Genomic DNA, 20190 nt, shown 5'->3' with positions numbered 1-20190 from the left:
CTTAGTATCTCTCCAATTGAGCGAGGTAATTGTTGTAGTTGGCATGTATTTCTTCCATCGAATCACCGCCGAATTTTTCCAGGAAAGCTTTTGCCACTTCCCATGTCACCACATGCTCCATCACTACGCTTGCTGCCGGTACAGCGCATGCATCTGAGCGCTCTACCTGTGCCGTAAAGGCTTCTTTCGTATCAATATCCACACTTTGCAGCGGTTTGTACAGTGTCGGAATCGGCTTCATTACGCCCCGGACTACAATCGGCATACCATTCGTCATACCGCCCTCAAACCCTCCAAGACGGTTGCTTGCACGGTGGTATCCCCGCTCTTCGGTGTACACGATTTCATCATGAACTTTAGAACCTCTAAGCTCCCCGGCTTCAAAGCCGATGCCGACCTCCACGCCTTTGAACGCATTGATAGACATAACACCCTGCGCTATTCTCCCGTCGAGCTTCCGATCGTATTGGACATGGCTACCAAGTCCAACCGGTAGACCCTCTACGATGCACTCTACGATTCCTCCGATGGAGTCTCCTTCTTTCTTGATCAAGTCTATGTACTCTTCCATCTTTTTCTCCGTCTCTTTATCTACAACACGGACAGAAGAGGCTTCAGTACGTTCGATCAACTCATCAATTGAAAGATCGTGAGCCGGTGCTTCAATCTCACCGATCCGGATAACCTGGCCGGCGACCTTAATACCAAACTGTTCAAGGAACTGGCGTGCTATCGCACCACACGCGACACGGACAGTCGTTTCACGGGCACTAGAGCGCTCGAGCACATTACGGAGATCTTTTAGGTTGTATTTCAGACCGCCGTTCAGATCCGCATGACCTGGACGAGGACGGTGCACCCGTCTTTTTTCTTCGTCTGTTCCTTCGATTGGTTCGATGTTCATAATATTGCGCCAGTGAGTCCAATCCTTATTCTCCACTACAAGCGCTACTGGCGCTCCTGTTGTATAACCATGGCGTACTCCGCCAACAATTTGTGCTGTATCCTTCTCAATCTGCATGCGGCGTCCGCGGCCGTAACCTTTTTGTCTCCGGTGCAATTGAAAGTCCAGAGCCTCAATATCAAGCTTCAGATTACTTGGCAATCCTTCAATGATCGCCGTTAGCTGAGGGCCGTGTGTCTCCCCTGCAGTCAAAAATCGTATACTCATGGTGCTTTCCCCCTTTTAAACTGTAAACCACTAAAATCCGTCAATATCTTCTGCTCATTATATTATAGGTCCAACTCTTTGACAAGAAAGGACAGTGCACCAAAAAGCGCTCCCCTAAACAGAAGAGAAGCGCTGATCAGCAAAACTTATTTTAAGTGACGTACCGGCCTTTTCCAATGACCGTTCCCGGCAGGTTGCTGCGGACCCAGCAGTGCACTGAACTGTAAGCTTTCCAATCCAAGAATTTGACCGCACTCCTGCACACTGAACAATCCACGCCGGTATGCGGCAATAACCTTTCGTTTATCCATTCCCCTGACCTCCACTTGAATGCTGGATATATCATTCCTATTATCGGATACTCAGCGCTCAATTATGCAGACAGGGTCAGGATCTGCTTTTTCGATAAAAAAAAGTTTCTGCCGTCTCCAGACCGTATTGGCCAGGATTAAAAATTTGCTCAGTACTGCCTACAAACAAGACTCCACCGGGTCTTAAACTGGCTGCGAATTTCTGATAGAGCTTATGCTTTGCCTCTTCCGTGAAGTAGATCATCACATTGCGGCACACAATCAAGTCAAAGCCGGTATCGAAACGGTCTGTCAGAAGATTTTGCTTCTGAAATCGCACTTCCTTCTTCAACTGCTCATCGAAGCGGTACATCGGCCCATCCTCCGTGAAATACTTTTCGGCGACCGCTTTAGGAACATCCTTCAACGATCGCTCCAGATACAGGCCTTGTTTCGCTTTAGCGAGTGCCCCATCATCAATGTCTGTTGCCAGGATAGTACTTGCGCTAAGCAGTTTCTTTTCCGCAAGAATCATCGCAAGTGTATAGGGCTCTTCACCAGTGGAACAGGCAGCGCTCCATATTTTCAATCGTGCGAAACCAATACCCATCAGCTCTGGTAGGACCTTGTCCCTTAAAACCTCCCACCGATTGGGATTCCGCCAAAACTCAGAGACGTTAATGGTCATGCGGTCCAAAAATTCGTGAAACAGCGCCTTGTCCTTCATCATGCCATCATAGAATGATGTAAACGTCTGAAAACCATATTTGAGTCGTAGGGTAGTCAATCTCCGTTTCATTTGAGTCTCTTTATAATCTGCAAGGTTAATCCCTGTGCTTAACTCAATGCTTCGAATAAAACCGATATAATCTTTATCTTGCACTAATTGTTCATTATCCTTCATATTACCGTCCTGAAATGATTAAGAATATTTAAGTCCATGGAGAGATGCTCTTCTCGTATTGCACCAACTCATCAGCGCTGAAGAAGTTTGCAATCTCACGTTCCGCACTTTCCGGCGAATCCGAGCCGTGAATCAGATTGTGCGGTGTGTGTGCAGCAAAATCACCGCGGATCGTACCTGGCAGCGCTTCCTTAACTTTCGTCTTGCCAATTAACTGACGGGATAAGGTAATAATCTCATCGCCCTCCCATACCATGGCGAATACCGGGCCGGAAGTTATAAATCCTACCAATTCGCCGAAGAAATCTTTTCCGACGTGCTCAGCATAATGACGCTTTGCCTGCTCGTCGGAAATCTGAAGAAATTTACCTGCAACCAATTTAAAACCTTTATCCTCCAGCCGGCTTACGATCCTTCCGATCAGTCCCCGCTGAACACCATCTGGTTTAACCATCAAAAAAGTACGTTCCATTGGCTTCATCACTCTCCATTTTCATACATGTGATGTTACATTCTTCAAACGTAGTTTAACAGAAAGACGGTTGTAGATTAAAGTCTAATATGAACGCTTTGTAACAAAATGCGCAATATCCTTCAGCTGCTTCTTGGTCTTGATATCTGGCAGTGAATCCAGCGCATCAAGCGCTTTACGGATATAACGGTCGGCAAGCTCTTCGGATCGGGCAATTCCTGTGCTTGATCTGATCATCCCTACAGCTTCGCTAACATCACATTGACCATTCAAAGCATGAATCCGCTCGATTTCTTTCAACAGCCGTTGTCTCAATTCAGGCTCCTGAAGCGCATAAATGACAGGCAGCGTTATGTTACCCTGGCGCATGTCACTGCCTGGCGGCTTGCCAATCTGCTTCTCCGTACCGCATAAATCGAGAAGATCATCCTGAATCTGAAAGGCCATTCCCACATTGTATCCGAATCGATACATGCTACTGGAAACTACGCGATCTGCCTGTGCAGCCATTGCACCCAGCTGACAACTCACAGCAATCAGCATTGAGGTTTTGCGGCGGATGCGCAGCAGATAGCGTCTTACATCCTGATTACAATTGAAAAAGTCACGGATTTGTTCCATTTCACCGATCGACATTTCAACCATCGCTTTGGATAAAATACGATGGATTTCCGGATTGTTCAGATTCGTTGTAAGAGTCAGCGCTTTACCGTAAATATAGTCCCCTGTATACATGGCTATACGGTTGTCCCATTTGGATTTAACTGTTGGCTTGCCTCTTCTCATATCCGCGTCATCTATTACATCATCGTGTACAAGAGAAGCGCTGTGAATCAGTTCCAGTGGAACGGCAATATATTTGAGTTTATCGATGTCGTAATTTCCGAATTTGCCGCCCATTAGCACAAAGACCGGACGCAGCCGTTTGCCGCCTGCCTTAAGAAGGTGCAGTGAGGTTTCCGTCAGCTGCTGATCATCGCCTTCTATGCTGCGGTACAGCTCTTTTTCGATAACATCCATATCTTTTTTCAGTGCTCCGAAAATGTCCAGTCGTTTCATTCCTTCACCCGCATCACAATATTTTCTCTCCATAACTCCGGTGTCACATCATGTTTCAGCAAGCCAAGCTCATATGCATATTTAAAATATAAGCGGAGCCCCTCCTGCTGCATTTCATTGAAATCATAACATAAGTTATTGAAATATCCGTGCCAGTATGACTCGGTACCCCCGATCCGGCTAATAGCTTCATTTACAATTGGACGGAGATCTTCCAGACTTCGCCGTTTGCTGTCCCGGAACATGCAAGCAATTTCCGCCATAGCTTCGGGATTGTCGGCAGCGGCACTGCGGTTCACTGCCCAGACGGCAAAGGTCATGCTGCAGCCCGTCCACTCTTTCCACCATTTTCCAAGATCGGTTACATGGTACTTCTTGTTGTACCACGAAGCTCTAATTGCGTTATCGCCAATTAACAAAGCCGCGTCTGCACTTTCCATCATCGTGTCGAGATCTGGCTCCATCGTCTTGTATTCAGGTGCTCCGTCAAGCGCCTTTTCCATCAATATTTTCAATAGATTAACCGACGTAGCCGATGTATTGGTTAGCGCTATGGTACCGCTCTTGAGCGATTCAACAGGACCACGGGAAAACAGTAGTATCGATTTCACCGATCCGTTGGCGCTCACTGATAATTCAGGGAGCAGTTGCAGCTTATCTGCTGCTTCGGCGTATGCGAAAGAGGATAATGCACCTATATGGATATCTCCGTTTTTCATCCCTTCGTTCAAAACGGACGGCACTTCAGCCAACATCTCAGCAGGAGTCCCCAATAGTTGAGGTTCCACATAATAAAATAGAGGCCACGCGTTGGTATAACTGATTTTGCCGATCACGGTCTTCTTGTCTACTCCCGGCATGTTAGTCACCCCATCTTTTAAACAGTTGATGTTCGATACGAAGGCTGTCGAGTACTTTCCCGACCAGAAAGTTCACAAGGTCGTCCAGGCTCTGCGGCTTAAAATAAAAGGCCGGCATCGCTGGTATTATTTTGACCCCTAGATTAGCAAGCTTCAGCATATTTTCCAAATGGATCGCATGCAGAGGCGTTTCTCTAGGTACAAGCACCAGCGTTCTTCCTTCTTTCAGCATAACATCCGCCGCGCGGGCCATCAAATTATCAGAGGTTCCGTGAGCCACAGAGGACAGGGTGCCCATCGAACATGGCATTATGACCATGCCTTCCACCAGGTACGAACCGCTAGCGATAGTGGCACCGATATCTGCTATCGGATGATAGTACACCTTTCCGTTCGCACCTCCAAACTTCGCTTCAAGAACAGCTTCCCGGCTTGCTGCCGGCCAGTCAAGCTCCTCCTTCAACACGCGCCAGCCTGCGTTCGTAATAACCAAGTGTACGTCATACCCAAGCTGTAATAAACATTCCGTCAAACGGACGCCGTAAATAGAGCCGCTCGCACCAGTTATGCCAACAATCCAACTTTTTCTCCGGCCCGTGTCCATCAAATATATCTCACCGCCAGATCAATCAGGGTGAATACGAATAATATAATGCTGAGCGTGATATTCATCGTAAAGAAGGCGGTCTGTAACCGGCTCATATCTTTAGGGGACAGAATGTAATGCTGATAAAACAAAATGCCACAGGCAATAATCATTCCCGCTAAATACCACCAGCTAAGCGGTGTCACAAAAAACAATACGATAAAACCGATTGCGGTAATAACATGAAAGCCTCGTGCGAACCAGAGCGATTTTTGCAGACCGAAACGTGAAGGAATGGAGTACAAACCTTCTTTGCTGTCAAACTCCTGATCCTGACATGCATAAACCACATCGAATCCGGCCGTCCAAAACGCAAGCGCCACATAAAATATGATCGCTTTATAGTCCACTTGTCCGGTTACAGCTACCCATCCGCCAAGTGGAGCAAGTGCCGTCGTGAGGCCAAGTACCACATGACACAACCAGGTAAAACGTTTCGTGTAGGAATAAAATATAAGCATAAAAATAGCAATTGGCAGTAAGCGAAAGGCAAATGGGTCCAGTTCGGCTGTAGCCCAGAAGAAAACGGCAAAGGAAACGATAATAAAAAGGATTACTTCAATCGGCTTTAACCGACCTGCAGGTATTGCTCGTCCAGCTGTGCGTGGGTTTTTGGCATCTATGTATTGATCTGATATTCGATTCAGTCCAAAGGCAGCACTCCGGGCTCCGAACATCGCCAGAAAGATCCAACCAATATCACCCCACGAGGGCAAGTGGTCAAATACCGCTGCAGAACCCAGAATTGCACCCATAAAAGCGAAAGGTAGAGCAAATAACGTATGCTCCACTTTTATCATCTCTAAATATGCTACGATTTTCTTAAACATCCATATTCTCCTTGATCCCAATATGTAATGCTGCAATTCCGCTGGTCAAGGGAAAGGCTTCTACATGGTTAAGTCCGATCTTACGGAAAACTTCTGAAAGCTCCTTCCTGCCCGGAAAAAGCGCAAGCGACTCAGGGAGCCATTTATACTGCTCGTACCGTTTTGCAAACAATTTAGCCATAAGCGGCAGTAATTTTTGGAAATAAAAAAAATACAATCCTTTGAAAGGTTGCCATGTTGGCTTCGACAATTCAAGACAAACAACCATACCGCCAGGCTTGACAACGCGTTGCATTTCCTCTAGAACTTTCACGTAATCAGGAACGTTACGCAAACCAAAACCGATGGTCGCATAATCAAAGCGGTTGTCCTCAAAAGGGAGACTCATTGCATTTCCTTGAACAAGAGTGATCTGCTTATCCAGACCTCCCTTATTAACCTTCTGTCTGCCAACATTCAGCATTCCTTCGCTGAAATCAAGTCCGACAATATGACCTGATTCGCTGGCATTTGCCATGCTAATGGTCCAATCGCAAGTACCGCAACACAAATCAATCGCTGTATCCCCATGCTGCATGTTCATTTTCTTCATCGTGAATTTTCGCCAGCGCTTATGCTGACGGAAGCTGAGGATGTCGTTCATGATGTCGTACTTGCCGGCAATATTTTCGAAAACGGAATGAACGTACTGCTCTTTCGGTTTGTTGCTTTCATCATGTTTCATGGATGACTTAACTGCATTGTTCTCCATCCGAGTCACCTATCCTTCCCTTACTGCTGACCGGTATCTACTGAGCCTTTGAATAAACGGTTCCAGGATCTGACCGATCTGTGCAGATGGTCCTTCCCCATTGAAGGCCGGTATCAGTGTTTGTACTGTGCTTACGGACTGACGCAACTTGTCCAGCAGATTGTCAGCCGTCTTATGCTTCAGCATCAGCTTTTTCCAGTCTTTCGAATCCAGTTTTTTCGCGGTCAGCAATTTCTTCTCTTCTTCATTGGCCCGGTCCAGCATGTACCAATAACCATAACCATTTCTGCCGTCCTCCGGAGAAATACAGCGATCCACTTCGCGCAAAATCGTCTCACAGTGGGTAATTTCACTTAGCAGTGTCTTCCAGTTCCCCCGAAATGAAGACTCGATCAGTGGTGTAAAAGAAAGAAACAGCTGCATGTTCAGCTGTACCATGTGGCGTAAATATTCTTCTGCCGACAGAAGCATGCCCTTCATTTTACCGTACAGATTCATTTTCAATACATTAACTTCACTGACAGCTTTGCTCAGCAAAGCGATGGCTTCGACGTCTCCGGTCTGAGCCAGCAAATGATAAAACCGGCTGCTGTAATAATCCCCAGCCAGCACCTTCAGCTGTCTGGAGCGCATCATCTTCTCTCCCTGATTGCTTTCAGTTGTATCAATGCTCTCGTGCGTATCCAGTCCCACCTGAACCAATGAAGTAACCAGCGCATACAGCTCATCACGTTCCGTTACATTCCGATTGGAACACTGTAAAAATATGTATAACAAATGAACGCGGGCATCCGGGAAATTCGGAAGCTCCGTGTGGGTTTGAATCATGTCATAGTTTAAATACTTTTTTGCTAACTCGGGAACGCGATACGGTTTCATCCTCAGCCTCCGTGCACTTGATGTTCTTTAGTTCAGTTTTACTCACAATCTAATCTATTATAACACATCATTCCAGCGCGTACATGCCCGCTGTATACTATTTTACCCGTTTTAATCTGTGATGAACTGCTTTGCCCACACATTTGTTAATGTAAGATGAAAACCTTGAACCAACCTCTCTGAAAATGGCTCATTCTCCATTTGCTTCAGTTCCTGTAAAAGAGACAAATCCCATTCATTTCGTCTAACATTTGCGGCCAGCATCAAATATCGGGCTCCGGTCCAAGGATCTATGGCTACAAACCTGAGATAAAGTTGTTTTACATTTTGCTTGTCTTCAAAGCTGAATGAAATGATACTTGCAAGGTCGTTGTAAACCGTTCTGACCGACTTCAATTCCTCCATTATTTTCAGATCGACGGACAGAGTTCCGTTATCCCAGTCGGCTTTACCTATTCTTAAAGCCAGAGGCAATGAGCTAAGACTATCCACCAGGTTGGCATCAGACAAACTCGTATGCACATCTTCAGGTTTAAAAGCAGATACGCTTCTCCGCTCCTCTGCTCCGCTAACGGAATGCACGACAGATAGCAGCAAGAGAAATAATGCAGTAACTAAAGCTGGAATCCATAATCCTAGAACCGGTATGAATCGTCTCATGCATAAACCTCCTCTACCTTATTTTCATCCACTCTTGTAGAGCCCATACCTCATTGTACAAATTAATAATGCAAGCTATGCCTTCTTATACTGAAGGTTCTCTTAGGACATCCTATTTTTCAACTATATATGGGTACGATATCTTTGTTTCGTATTTACTCAAAAAAAGATAGAATAATAAGGAACGGCACATTTCGATGCCATTGTAAATTAAAGGAGGATTCATTAATTATGAGCGTTGATTATAAAGCATACTTTGCTGAACATCGCGAAACCCATCTGAATGAGCTGAAAGAATGGTTATCGATTCCCAGTATCTCTGCACTGTCAGAGCACAAGGACGACGTTGCCAAAGCAGCGGAGTGGCTCGCGGACAAACTGACTGAAGCAGGACTTGAGCATGTTGAGATTCATCAAACCACGGGACATCCAATCATTACCGCAGATTATTTGCATGCTGAAGGTAAGCCGACCGTGCTGATATACGGCCATTATGATGTACAGCCGGTGGACCCGCTTCACCTGTGGGAAACCCCGCCATTTGAGCCTTCGATCCGTAATGGAAAGCTGTTCGCACGAGGCGCTACCGACGATAAAGGCCAGCTGTTCCTTCATGTTAAAGCGGTGGAAGCGATTCTTAAGCAGGAACAAGAGCTGCCCGTCAACATCAAGTTCTGTATCGAAGGTGAAGAGGAAGTCTCCAGTCCCAACCTGCCGCTTTATTTGGAAAAAAACAAAGACAAGCTGGCAGCAGACGCGATCCTGATTTCCGACACCTCCTTGCTCGCTCCGGGCAAACCTGCTATTTCTACAGGACTTCGCGGTCTGTGCTCGCTGGAGTTGTCCCTTGAAACGGCCAATACCGACCTGCATTCCGGTACATACGGCGGTGGCGTGCCGAACGCGCTGCATGCGATCGTCTCCTTATTGTCATCGCTTCATGATGAGAACGGTCGTGTGAGTGTAAAAGGATTTTATGACGGTGTTCAAGAGCTATCACCCGAAATGCGCGAGGAATTCGCTAAACAGCAGTTCAATGAAGAACAGCTTCAAAGAGATCTCAATCTGGATTCTCTGTTTGGCGAAGAAGGCTATTCCTTCGTGGAACGCATTGGCGCACGCCCGACGCTGGAACTCAACGGTGTATATGGCGGATTCCAGGGCGAAGGCAGCAAGACTGTCATTCCAAAGGAAGCTCATGCGAAAATCACATGCCGTCTGGTCGCGGACCAAGACCCACAAGCAGTGCTGGATGCCATTGAAGCGCATTTGCATGCTAACACCCCTGTAGGTGCGAAGCTGACGTTTACGCCTAAGGAAAAGGCATTTGCGTTCAACATTGATCCATCTCATCCGATGCTGCAAAAAGCAGCTGATGCTTTCGAGAATGTATATGGCACGCGCGCACTGTTTACAAAAGATGGCGGCTCGATACCGATCGTTGAGAAGTTGTCCAGCACGCTAAACGCGCCGGCGGTCATGATGGGCTTCGGCTTGCCGGACGAAAACTTGCATGCGCCGAATGAGCATTTTAATTTGGAAAACTTTGATCATGGCTTGCTGACGATTGTGAATTATTTGAAGTTGATCTAACGCAGGCATCTAAGGAAAGACAGCGAGGAATTGGCTGCCTGACCACAAAAGAAACCCTGTCCTTTTTAAAGGCACAGGGTTTCTTTAATTCCAGTACAGGTTTGATTGATATTACATGCCTGCTTCTGTTTTGCCGTGCTTGGTCATGACTTCCGCTTTTCCACGGATTTTGACGGCAGAGGTATGGTCTGTGAACTGGGCAATGATAACCTCGCCCTTATCGAGTTTTTCGGTATGGTGAAAACGAGTATCCTGTCCCCGGGTCAGCCCGATCACCTGCACACCGTTTTCCAGAGCCTTAACGACAAAATAGTCACCGTTTTTTACATCTTCCATAACCGTGTCCTCCCCCAATCCTTGTGAAAAGAAAAGGCCGTGAACGAATTCACGGGCCTCTGCTTTTTAGGTAATATGTAGAAATCTTTATTTGATTCCGTCTTTGAGCGCCTTACCAGGTTTAAATGCAGGAATTTTGCTCGAAGGGATTTCGATTTCTTCACCTGTTTGCGGGTTGCGGCCTTTACGTGCGGAACGCTCGCGCACCTCGAAGTTTCCGAAACCTACCAATTGGACTTTATCTCCATTTTGCAACGCTTCGGAAATAGCATCAAAAACAGCGTCAACCGCTTTAGTTGCGTCCTTCTTAGAAAGCTCTGTGGATTCAGCCACCTGTGTAATCAGATCTGATTTATTCATTCTTTCACCTCCCTAATAAGGATGTTCTTCACTTGGTATTCACTGTTTCCGTTTTACCGCAAAATATACGTACACCGGGCATTTTCACCCTTCGCTGCATTCTGATGCATGACGCGGAACAAACTTATAGTAATACAGTCAAATCATAATTTCAAGCGTTTTACCTCTCTTCGGCATCAAAACAGGAAAAAACAACCGAAAATCAGCTTCAGCAGCCGATCTGCGGTTGTCTTTCACAAAAGATCTCTTGAACTAAAGAATGATAGCAATCAATCCGCCCGAACCTTCGTTAATAATGCGACCCAGCGTTTCCTGCAACTTGTAGCGGGCATTATCCGGCATCATGGCAATCTTGCCCTGGATACCCTCCCGGACGATGGAATGAAGCGACCGTCCAAAAATATCAGACTCCCAAATCTTGATCGGATCGTTCTCAAAGTCCTGCATTAGATAACGTACCAGCTCTTCGCTCTGCTTCTCCGTGCCGATGATTGGGGAGAATTCGGATTCTACGTCCACGCGGATCATATGAATGGACGGAGCCGTAGCTTTCAACCGAACGCCAAATCTCGTTCCTTGACGGATCAACTCAGGTTCATCAAGCGCCATTTCAGCCAGTGACGGGGCGGCAATACCATATCCGGTCGTCTTGACCATCTCCAGCGCCTCGGCAAATCGGTCGTATTCGCGTTTCGCATGGGAGAACTCCTGCATCAGTTGCAGTAGGTGATCCTTCCCGCGGATTTCAACGCCAACCACTTCCATGAGGATATGATCGTACAGCTCATCGGGTGCAAAGAGATCAATTTCAGCCACACCCTGCCCCATGTTCATGCCACTGAGTCCTGCGCGGTCGATAAAGTCATATTCCATGAATTGACTGACTACACGATCCACGTCACGCAGACGGCGAATATCTTTTACCGTGTCACGCACGGAATTTTCATAGTTGCTACGGAGCCAGTGGTTTTCATTCAACACCATTACCCAGCTCGGCAGATTAACATTAACTTCGTGAACCGGGAATTCGTACAATACTTCACGAAGAACACCAGTTACATCATCTTCAGTCATAGACGCTGCGCTAAGAGTCATTACTGGAATGTCATACTTGGCAGACAGCTCACTGCGAAGCTGAAGGGCTTCCTCGCTCCTCGGACGGGTAGAGTTGATAACGACCACAAACGGCTTACCAACCTCTTTTAACTCGGCAATTACCCGCTCTTCAGCCTCTACATAAGAGCTGCGGGGAATTTCTGCAATCGAACCGTCCGTTGTAACAACAACGCCGAGCGTCGAATGTTCCTGTATGACCTTGCGTGTACCGATTTCCGCAGCTTCCTGGAACGGGATTGGCTCCTCGAACCAAGGGGTGGAAATCATACGCGGTCCATTTTCGTCCTCGTAGCCTTTAGCTCCTTCTACAGCGTAACCTACACAGTCAACAAGACGTACATTTACCTCGAGCCCTTCGGTTACTTTGATCTGCACCGCATTGTTCGGTACGAATTTCGGTTCCGTTGTCATGATCGTCTTACCAGCAGCGCTCTGCGGCAGCTCGTCGACAGCCCTTACTCGGTCAGCTTCGTTCGTTATGTTCGGAAGCACGACCGTTTCCATGAACCGCTTGATGAAGGTTGATTTTCCCGTCCGGACAGCACCAACGACACCTAAGTATATGTCTCCTCCAGTTCGTTCGGCTATGTCCTTAAAAATGTCCACTTTTTCCAAAAGAGATCCCCTCCTCAAATTACTCCGAAGGAAAAATGCTTTAAGAGCATCCGCTTCGTGTTCCATCTCACAGCCAAAGCCATTGCAACAATTGAGCAGCCTTTACCACGCCGCCAGCAGTCCGCCGCCGGTATCCGAAAGAGACATGGAAACGGCAAAGCGGCGTAACTCGTACATGCATTTGGACTAGTAACATCATATGTACCGGGAATCAAAATATGACGGTTGCCCGGATATGTCCGTCCTGTTTTTTTGTGAAACCTGCCGGGCACCCAGCGAAACCCGAACTGTGCTTTCCGATTATGGATATGCTCTCAAAACTTCTATTATGCCTATAAAGAATACAAAACTTCAGAAGAGTTTCGCTACGAGAACGAATCATTCCTCCAATCTCTCTTGCCCTCGAAATTCCTAATTTATTTTTTAGCAGAAGAAATTCGGAGACAAAGGAGCGTATACTTTCGATGCGAACTTTCCTTTGGAAAGCTTTTACCGCTACCGCTTTTCTGGAATCGATTCGTCCTCTCCGCTGCTTCGTGCATTTCCACTTCAAAACGAGTAATAAAAAAGCAGGCCCCCAAAAAATGATAATTTGGTGGTCTGCTTGGTTTATTTTGAGAGCTATCCCTGCGTTATGCTTAATCCTATAACAATCTCAACAAAAGACTAAATTTATAATTTAGCAACAGGCTGTTTATCCTTCCAGAAATAAGGAACTGATTTGACAGGAACATAATAAGAAGCATATTCAAGGTAAACTCTCAAATCCTCACCCTCTTTAGGCTCAGCATCTTCTTTCTGAATTGCTTGCATGATATCAAAGGCGTAATCGACGTATACTGTACCTTTCGAATCCATCATGAAAGTGACTTCTTGACCAGAATATATACTTTTGAGTTTCATATTCTTGACGTCAGTCTTCGAGAGATCAACGGTTGTAAATCCAGGGTACAGCTCGGCTCCAGCCGGAAGTTTACCGTTATTAGCAGTCTTGAACCGGTTCACCGACATTTGAATATCGTTAACCTTTTGGGCAATGTTCAAGTCCATCACTTTCACGGTTGGCTCTTTTTCCTCATTAATGATTAAGAAATATCCGCTGCCACCCTTCTCAAAAGCCGTGCTCGGAATTTCATCCATATACCCCATATTTTTAAGTTTTTCAAAATCTACTCTGTATTTTTCATAACGCGGAACCTCTTCTCCAGCCGTTAAAATCGGAAGAATAGATTGTTCTTTATAGAAATCGTCAACCGCGGACTGTACGCGCTTTACACTTTCACGATAAGAAACTTGTCTCTCCTGCTCATTCTCATCAGAGTACATGCATCCCGTCATTAACACGGTCATAAGCATAAAAACGGCCGTCGCAGAAATAGCCTTTATGGTCCCGGCGGGCCTTGCTTTACCTTTTGGAAATATCCGTTTCAACTGCATCATCCTTTACTAGCATTAAATAAACTCGTCATATTCCCCTCTCCTCGCAGCTTCTAGTTGTTTACGAACCGCTGCTTTAAGTGGGTCCTCGGGAACGGTAACGGTCAGATTACCTGTAATCACGGTCTGACAGGAAAGTCTCATACCTTGTCCCAGCAGGGAACCGAGTTTTCTTCGTTCCGCTTCTTTCGGCGGCAGACAGCTCTCCTGCTCTCCATCTTGAATATGAACCTTGCACATCAAACATCCCATCTTGCCACCGCAACGAGTAGGAATTCTTACTCCTGCGCGTCGTGCAGCATCCAGAACATGGGTGTTCGGGCGAACCTTAACCTTCTTGCCATCAGGCTGAAAAGTAACCTCATAGTCCACCTTATCCCCTCCTTCCGGAATATGTATAGATTTTCACAGCGTTATATCTGTCAATCTGTGAATTATGGACAGATGACTTTGACTCCAATTATTGCGAGAAAGGATCATCTTAAGAAGCTCTGCATGATTTTCTGATTGCTGCAAGATCACATCTGCAATAGCTTTATACCGATCCTCTCGGTCACGCAACACATTAAAAACCAACTCATGGGAGAGTGGCATAAGCCGGAAAGAAACGTCTTGAATCCGATTCTCGGGTGCCCAGTCATAGAGCAGATGCTCAACCTCAACATGGTAAGCTGAATCATGTGACGTTACAGAAAAACCGCCTACCAACTCAACAGGATAACCTTCAATTGCATAATGGCTTAAAACGGATTTGTACATTCCCTCTTCATCAAGGTGTGGCGTATCTTCAGCCCAGAAATTCAGTTCTCTGTGAAGCTTAGAGATTCCGCCCGCATCCGCATAAATATCAATGTCACGCGGAGCCTTCTCCAGTTTAACTCCTTGTAATAGCAGCGAGCAGCTGCCGCCTAACAGCCAGACCTGCTCTGCCCGGTTTAAGGATTCAGCTGTAATAAGCAGCGGTTTCGTCAGACCGGGTAAATGATTCAGTCTCATGTTACACCCCATCTTTCATCCACATTCGGATCTGTTGAAGCATACAATCGACTATGTAATAGAGGCCAATCCGGTAATAAACCCGACGAGCATCATGACGAAAGCTACGAGGGATAAGCCCATTCGTATAACACCTTTCGTTTTGCTTCGGGCAAAGGTAACCAGAAATACAGACAATCCCATAATCAATAACGCAATCAAGGAAAGCCACATTTTTTGCATTGGATCCATGCCACAATCCGCTCCAATCTCTTAGGCAAAATATTTCAACCTATTATATCACGAATTCATCTTACTCTCACATCGAAAAAAAGAACAAAAGACCGTCATCCGGTAGGACGACGGTCTTCTGCTCCTATATTCGGACGAATGCCGTCCTACTTTTTCATCATCATTTTCATTAAAGCTTCCATATTGCTTGGATTCATCCCGCTCTTCTTTACAGCGCCAACAATTTCTTTAATGGTCTCTTCGCTCACTGGCACATTTGCCATTGCTGATACCTGCTTGATCAGTTGGCGGAGCTGGGCTTCATTCTGCATCGTAGACGGCTTAACCGTTCCAGCCAGCTTTTTGACAGCCCCCGATGAAATCTGTTTGCCGCTTTTCTTGTTAATCGCGCTTAACACATCTTTGGGAAAGTTATTGCTCATTTCCACCCCTCCTCCCGGTAATCCTCAAATTAATATATGAGGCTGGGGACCGAAAGGTGAATAAGCTAGGTATGCCACTGTTCCCAAATTTCTTGCGGCATAATTTCCATTTCTGTCTTCGGATCACGTCCCATAAGCGCTTCCACCGCACTCCGTGGATCACGATCTTTAAATAGAACATGGTACAGCTGGTCAGCGATTGGCATCTGAACACCAAATTTCTCAGAAATCGCATGAGCCGCCTTCGTCGTACGAATCCCTTCTACGACCATGCCCATAGACGCTAGCACTTCCTCAAGCCCTTTACCTTGACCAAGTAGAGAACCTGCACGCCAGTTACGGCTATGACGGCTTGTTGCGGTAACGACAAGGTCACCTATTCCAGCGAGTCCGGCAAAGGTGAGCGGATTCGCACCCATCTCAACACCGATACGGGATATTTCTGCCAGACCTCTCGTTAACAGCGCAGCTTTTGCATTATCGCCAAAGCCTAGACCATCTGACATCCCCGCACCCAAGGCAATAATGTTTTTCAGTGCTCCGGCAAGTTCAACACCGATCATATCGCGATTCGTGTAAACGCGGAAATAAGCGTTCATGAACAAATCCTGCGCTGCTGCCGCTGCCTTACTGTCCGAAGATGCCACAACGACAGTTGTCGGGCACTTTCGGATCACTTCCTCCGCATGGCTCGGACCTGAGAGGACAACAACGCTACCTTCCTCGCAGCCCAGTTCTTCGGAGATGACAGTTGACATGCGTTTTAAAGATTCCGTTTCAAAACCTTTGGTCGCATGAATGATTAGCATATCTTCAGTCCAATAGGTTTTAAGCTGACGGGACACTTCGCGCATGGCTGAGGATGGCGCCACAATCAGAACTGCAACCGCACCCGAAACTGCCTCGCCCATATCCGTTGTAGCTCGTAAACGAGGTGACAGCTTAATATCCGGCAAGTAGCGGTTGTTAGTGTGCTCCTCATTTAATTCTTTAGCTTGTTCAGCATTTCTCGTCCATGCGACTACTTCTAAATCATTAAAGGCTAGCACACTGGCTAGGGCCGTTCCCCAACTGCCAGCGACCAATACAGCCACCTTGTCAGACAACGCGTTTCCCTCCTTTACCTTTACCGCCGGAGCCAAGCTTGTTTTCTCGGCCTTGAACAAGTTTTGTGATATTGCTACGATGCCTCCAAATTGCAAAGATACAGATAACTAGGCTGGTCCAGAATATCGGCCAAGGAAAGCTCATAATTATTAGAAAAACAGGTGTCAGCACTACAAAAATGAGCGATCCCAGTGAAACATAGCGAGTAAATACGATAGAGAGAATCGCGATAATTCCTGCGTAGAGAGCCGGTAGAAAGCAAAGTGAGGCTAACACGCCAATTGCGGTTGCTATCCCTTTACCACCGCGGAAGCGGAAATATAAAGGCCAATTATGTCCTGCAATGGCAGCTATTCCGCATAATCCCGGCAACCATCCACTGTCGCCCCCAAGCCATTTGCCGATCCATACCGCTGCGATGCCCTTGAGTACATCCAGAGCGAGTACGAGAATGGCAGGACCTTTACCGAGCACCCGCAGCGTATTAGTTGCTCCCGCATTTCCACTACCATGCTGACGAATGTCAATCCCTTTAAGAAGTTTCGCCAGCAGCACGCTAAAGCTCACAGAGCCCAGCAGGTAACATAAAATAATCGCAACGATGTTTAGAACCAAGCTACTCTCCCCTAACTCTCATCGGACTTTCGCCGTGTAAATATACGTATAGGTGTCCCTTCAAAATTAAATGCTGCCCTTATTTTATTCTCCAAGTACCGTTCGTATGAAAAGTGCATTATTTCGGGATCATTTACGAATACAACCATCGTCGGCGGTTTCACTGCTACCTGAGTTGCATAGTTAATACGTAATCTCCGCCCTTTATCGGTTGGTGGAGGATTGATAGCCACCGCGTCCGAAATAACGTCATTCAGCAAGTGAGTCTGCACTCGTAGAGTATGCTGCTCAGCAACATGCTTCACCACAGGCAGCAGTTTCTGCAAACGCTGTTTTGTTTTGGCTGATAAAAATACCACCGGTGCATAAGTCATGAACAGGAAATGGTCACGTATTTTATTCTCAAAATGCTGCATGGTCTTATCGTCCTTTTCAACGACATCCCATTTGTTCACAACAAATATAGACGCTTTACCAGCTTCATAAGCGTACCCAGCAATATGTTTGTCCTGTTCGATAATGCCCTCTTCACCGTTAATAAGCACGAGAACTACGTCAGCACGCTCAATCGCACGCATTGCACGCATAACACTGTACTTTTCAGTTGTCTCATAAACTTTGCCACGCTTACGCATTCCAGCTGTATCAATCAACACATAGCGCTGGCCATCCTTCTCGAATGGGGTATCGATGGCGTCACGTGTCGTGCCCGCAATATCACTTACAATAACACGTTCTTCACCAAGAATCGCATTCACAAGTGAGGATTTACCGACATTCGGTCTGCCGATTAAAGCAACCTTGATTACATCTTCATCATATTCGTCATCTGTTAAATCAGGAAGATTTTCGACTACAGCATCAAGTAAATCACCAATACCGGTTCCATGGCTTCCCGATATACCAACAGGATCACCGAAACCGAGGCTGTAAAACTCGTATATATCTTCTGCTCTCTTCATATTGTCCACTTTGTTAACAGCCAGTATTACCGGCTTACCCGAACGGAACAATATTTGCGCTACTTCTTCATCGGAACTGGTGACTCCTGTCTTCGCGTCACACATAAACACAATCACATCTGCTTCTTCAATAGCCAATTCAGCTTGCAAACGGATGGATCTCAAAATCATATCATCGCCATCGATCTCAATACCACCGGTATCGATCACACTGAACAACTTACCGTTCCACTCGGCTCCGCCATATATCCGGTCACGTGTAATCCCCGGTTTATCTTCAACGATGGCTAGCCGATCACCGATTAGCCGATTAAATATTGTCGATTTACCGACATTCGGCCTCCCGACAATAGCCACTACGGGTCTTGCCATATTCACTCCTCCTGTCAATGCTTACGATTATCATAATAGCAAAAAACGTTACAATTGGCTAACCTTTCATCTCTCGTTTCTATTATGTTCATTCCCTATTTCCCGCATCCATATGCGGGAAAACCTGAAAAAACAAACGGCGAACCCAATACTGGGTCCGCCGACTAAATTATGATAGGTCTGTTGACCGGTCATTTTTTCCCGACTTACTTGAATTTACTCAATTTGTCGCCGAAACGTTCTCCAAGTGTTACGCTCATACCTTGATTGTTCAAGGATACATTCGGATTGTCTTTCAGGTCAATTTTAGGGCCTTTGGACTGTTTTTCAGGTCTTGGAGATGACGCAGGCGCTTCTTCCGTTTCCTTAATGCTCAGGCTAACACGCTTCTCATCCACGTTAATGTCCAGAATCTTAACCTGAACCTCTTGGCCTTCTTTCAGAACTTCCTGTGGAGTACCGATGTGTTTATGGGAAATTTGAGAAATGTGCACCAAACCTTCAACACCCGGAGCCAATTCTACAAATGCACCAAAGTTAACCAGACGTCTTACTTCACCAGTAACTATGTCACCTGTGTTGAACTTGTCTGCAGCCGTTTCCCAAGGACCTTGTTGAGCAGCTTTAATGCTGAGGCTGATTTTCCCTTTTTCAGGATCAACCTTCAGAACTTTAACCGTTACTTTATCTCCTTCGGATAGAGCATCGGATGGCTTCTCAACATGGCTCCAAGCGATTTCGGATACATGGACCAGACCGTCCACGCCACCTACATCTACGAATGCGCCAAACTGAGTCAAACGCTGAACAGTTCCCTCCAGCACTTGACCTTCTTTAAGGTCAGCCATTACTTTTTGTTTGTTTGCTTCAAACTCTTCTTCAAGAACATCCTTTTGGGAAAGGATAACTTTGTTGTTCTCACGGTCCAGTTCTTTAACTTTTACGCGGAGCGTACGACCTTTGTAGTCGCTGAAATCTTCAACGAAATGACGCTCAACCATAGAAGCCGGGATAAAACCGCGTGCACCCACATCTACTACGAGTCCACCCTTAACTACATCAGCAACTACGACTTCAATGGCATCTTGATCAGCAAAATGCTTCTCAAGTGACTCCCAAGCGATTTCCGTATCAATCGCGCGTTTAGAAAGAACAAGGCTTTCCTTGTCATCATTAATGCTGACAACCTTGCACTCCACTTCTTGGCCTACCTGAACCGCATCAGATGCGTTGTCCAGCTGAACAGCAGACAACTCGCGAACAGGAATTACGCCGTCATATTTATATCCAATGCTTACATAAGCTTGGTTGTCCTCCAGTTTGACGATCGTCCCTTTCACGGTGTCCCCTTTTTTCAAGGATACGATTTGGTCCAGCTGATCTTGGCTTTGTGTTTCAACAGCCTCTTGATTTTTTGTTTCTTCCGACATGTCAATAACCTCCTCAATTCAAACCCCATTTATTTAAACCCGCATATACGCGAAGTTCAAAACATAATTGCTGTAA

General features: G+C 46.2%; 24 protein-coding genes. 1 reads left to right on the top strand and 23 read right to left on the bottom strand.

The window, feature by feature from the left end; translation table 11 throughout:
• Position 1 precedes the first annotated feature (1 nt).
• From aroC to MNQ98_RS11070, 11 genes are all read right to left on the bottom strand, one after another.
• Entirely contained in the window at positions 2-1171 is a 1170-nt protein-coding gene (gene aroC, locus MNQ98_RS11120; protein ID WP_241933222.1) for a chorismate synthase, read from the bottom strand.
• 146 nt (positions 1172-1317) lie between these two features.
• Positions 1318-1482 carry a hypothetical protein gene (locus MNQ98_RS11115; RefSeq protein ID WP_241933221.1) on the bottom strand — a complete coding sequence of 55 codons (165 nt, stop codon included), beginning with the start codon at positions 1480-1482 and terminating at the stop codon, positions 1318-1320.
• A 76-nt stretch (positions 1483-1558) separates the two neighbouring features.
• Entirely contained in the window at positions 1559-2365 is an 807-nt protein-coding gene (locus MNQ98_RS11110) for a CheR family methyltransferase (protein ID WP_241933220.1), read from the bottom strand.
• Between the two features lie 28 nt (positions 2366-2393).
• Entirely contained in the window at positions 2394-2837 is a 444-nt protein-coding gene (ndk, locus tag MNQ98_RS11105) for a nucleoside-diphosphate kinase (protein ID WP_241933219.1), read from the bottom strand.
• Positions 2838-2921: 84 nt separating this feature from the next.
• Positions 2922-3896 carry a polyprenyl synthetase family protein gene (locus tag MNQ98_RS11100; RefSeq protein WP_241933900.1) on the bottom strand — a complete coding sequence of 325 codons (975 nt, stop codon included), beginning with the start codon at positions 3894-3896 and terminating at the stop codon, positions 2922-2924.
• Entirely contained in the window at positions 3893-4756 is an 864-nt protein-coding gene (locus tag MNQ98_RS11095; RefSeq protein WP_241933218.1) for a menaquinone biosynthesis protein, read from the bottom strand. The genes MNQ98_RS11100 and MNQ98_RS11095 overlap by 4 nt, the downstream gene beginning before the upstream one ends.
• A 1-nt stretch (position 4757) precedes the next feature.
• Positions 4758-5360, bottom strand: a complete 603-nt coding sequence (locus MNQ98_RS11090) for a UbiX family flavin prenyltransferase (protein ID WP_241933217.1) — start codon at positions 5358-5360, stop codon at positions 4758-4760.
• On the bottom strand, positions 5360-6232 hold the full coding sequence (locus MNQ98_RS11085) for a UbiA-like polyprenyltransferase (protein ID WP_241933216.1): 873 nt from the start codon (positions 6230-6232) through the stop codon (positions 5360-5362). The genes MNQ98_RS11090 and MNQ98_RS11085 overlap by 1 nt, the downstream gene beginning before the upstream one ends.
• A complete protein-coding gene (locus MNQ98_RS11080) occupies positions 6225-6983 on the bottom strand; it encodes a demethylmenaquinone methyltransferase (RefSeq protein ID WP_277883740.1) in 759 nt (252 codons plus the stop codon). Before MNQ98_RS11080 ends, MNQ98_RS11085 begins: the two co-directional genes overlap by 8 nt.
• A gap of 9 nt (positions 6984-6992) precedes the next feature.
• Complete coding sequence (locus MNQ98_RS11075; RefSeq protein WP_241933215.1) at positions 6993-7862, bottom strand: heptaprenyl diphosphate synthase component 1; 870 nt, start codon at positions 7860-7862, stop codon at positions 6993-6995.
• A gap of 111 nt (positions 7863-7973) precedes the next feature.
• A complete protein-coding gene (locus MNQ98_RS11070; RefSeq protein ID WP_241933214.1) occupies positions 7974-8522 on the bottom strand; it encodes a hypothetical protein in 549 nt (182 codons plus the stop codon).
• Between the two features lie 231 nt (positions 8523-8753).
• Here MNQ98_RS11070 and MNQ98_RS11065 point away from each other — a divergent pair, with 231 nt between their 5' ends.
• On the top strand, positions 8754-10115 hold the full coding sequence (locus MNQ98_RS11065; protein WP_241933213.1) for a dipeptidase: 1362 nt from the start codon (positions 8754-8756) through the stop codon (positions 10113-10115).
• A 111-nt stretch (positions 10116-10226) separates the two neighbouring features.
• On the opposite strand, the gene mtrB is transcribed toward MNQ98_RS11065, so the two are convergent.
• The 12 genes from mtrB to rpsA all read right to left on the bottom strand — a co-directional run bounded on the left by mtrB (position 10227) and on the right by rpsA (position 20114).
• Positions 10227-10451 carry a trp RNA-binding attenuation protein MtrB gene (gene mtrB / locus MNQ98_RS11060; RefSeq protein WP_208914556.1) on the bottom strand — a complete coding sequence of 75 codons (225 nt, stop codon included), beginning with the start codon at positions 10449-10451 and terminating at the stop codon, positions 10227-10229.
• A gap of 87 nt (positions 10452-10538) precedes the next feature.
• A complete protein-coding gene (locus MNQ98_RS11055) occupies positions 10539-10811 on the bottom strand; it encodes an HU family DNA-binding protein (protein WP_208914557.1) in 273 nt (90 codons plus the stop codon).
• 252 nt (positions 10812-11063) lie between these two features.
• The gene (gene spoIVA, locus MNQ98_RS11050) at positions 11064-12542 is read right to left on the bottom strand and encodes a stage IV sporulation protein A (RefSeq protein ID WP_241933212.1); all 1479 of its coding nucleotides are present in this window, start codon (positions 12540-12542) and stop codon (positions 11064-11066) included.
• Between the two features lie 672 nt (positions 12543-13214).
• Complete coding sequence (locus MNQ98_RS11045) at positions 13215-13973, bottom strand: DUF3939 domain-containing protein (protein ID WP_241933211.1); 759 nt, start codon at positions 13971-13973, stop codon at positions 13215-13217.
• Between the two features lie 21 nt (positions 13974-13994).
• Positions 13995-14351 carry a 2Fe-2S iron-sulfur cluster-binding protein gene (locus MNQ98_RS11040; protein WP_241933210.1) on the bottom strand — a complete coding sequence of 119 codons (357 nt, stop codon included), beginning with the start codon at positions 14349-14351 and terminating at the stop codon, positions 13995-13997.
• A 33-nt stretch (positions 14352-14384) separates the two neighbouring features.
• A complete protein-coding gene (locus tag MNQ98_RS11035) occupies positions 14385-14975 on the bottom strand; it encodes a hypothetical protein (protein WP_241933209.1) in 591 nt (196 codons plus the stop codon).
• Positions 14976-15026: 51 nt separating this feature from the next.
• Entirely contained in the window at positions 15027-15206 is a 180-nt protein-coding gene (locus tag MNQ98_RS11030) for a DUF2768 family protein (protein WP_241933208.1), read from the bottom strand.
• A 146-nt stretch (positions 15207-15352) separates the two neighbouring features.
• A complete protein-coding gene (locus tag MNQ98_RS11025; protein WP_241933207.1) occupies positions 15353-15628 on the bottom strand; it encodes a stage VI sporulation protein F in 276 nt (91 codons plus the stop codon).
• A gap of 65 nt (positions 15629-15693) precedes the next feature.
• Positions 15694-16734 (bottom strand): NAD(P)H-dependent glycerol-3-phosphate dehydrogenase, encoded by a 1041-nt coding sequence (locus MNQ98_RS11020; protein ID WP_241933206.1) that lies wholly within the window; start codon positions 16732-16734, stop codon positions 15694-15696.
• Complete coding sequence (gene plsY / locus MNQ98_RS11015) at positions 16727-17350, bottom strand: glycerol-3-phosphate 1-O-acyltransferase PlsY (protein ID WP_241933205.1); 624 nt, start codon at positions 17348-17350, stop codon at positions 16727-16729. Before plsY ends, MNQ98_RS11020 begins: the two co-directional genes overlap by 8 nt.
• Before the next feature lie 11 nt (positions 17351-17361).
• Complete coding sequence (der, locus tag MNQ98_RS11010) at positions 17362-18684, bottom strand: ribosome biogenesis GTPase Der (protein WP_208914565.1); 1323 nt, start codon at positions 18682-18684, stop codon at positions 17362-17364.
• 206 nt (positions 18685-18890) lie between these two features.
• Positions 18891-20114, bottom strand: a complete 1224-nt coding sequence (gene rpsA, locus MNQ98_RS11005; protein WP_241933204.1) for a 30S ribosomal protein S1 — start codon at positions 20112-20114, stop codon at positions 18891-18893.
• Between the last annotated feature and the right edge of the window lie 76 nt (positions 20115-20190).

It is taken from the genome of Paenibacillus sp. N3/727, assembly GCF_022637315.1.
GTDB lineage: Bacteria > Bacillota > Bacilli > Paenibacillales > Paenibacillaceae > Paenibacillus_AQ > Paenibacillus_AQ uliginis.
Note: the sequence above shows the minus strand (reverse complement) of the source record. Positions and strands in the feature narration are given on the sequence as shown.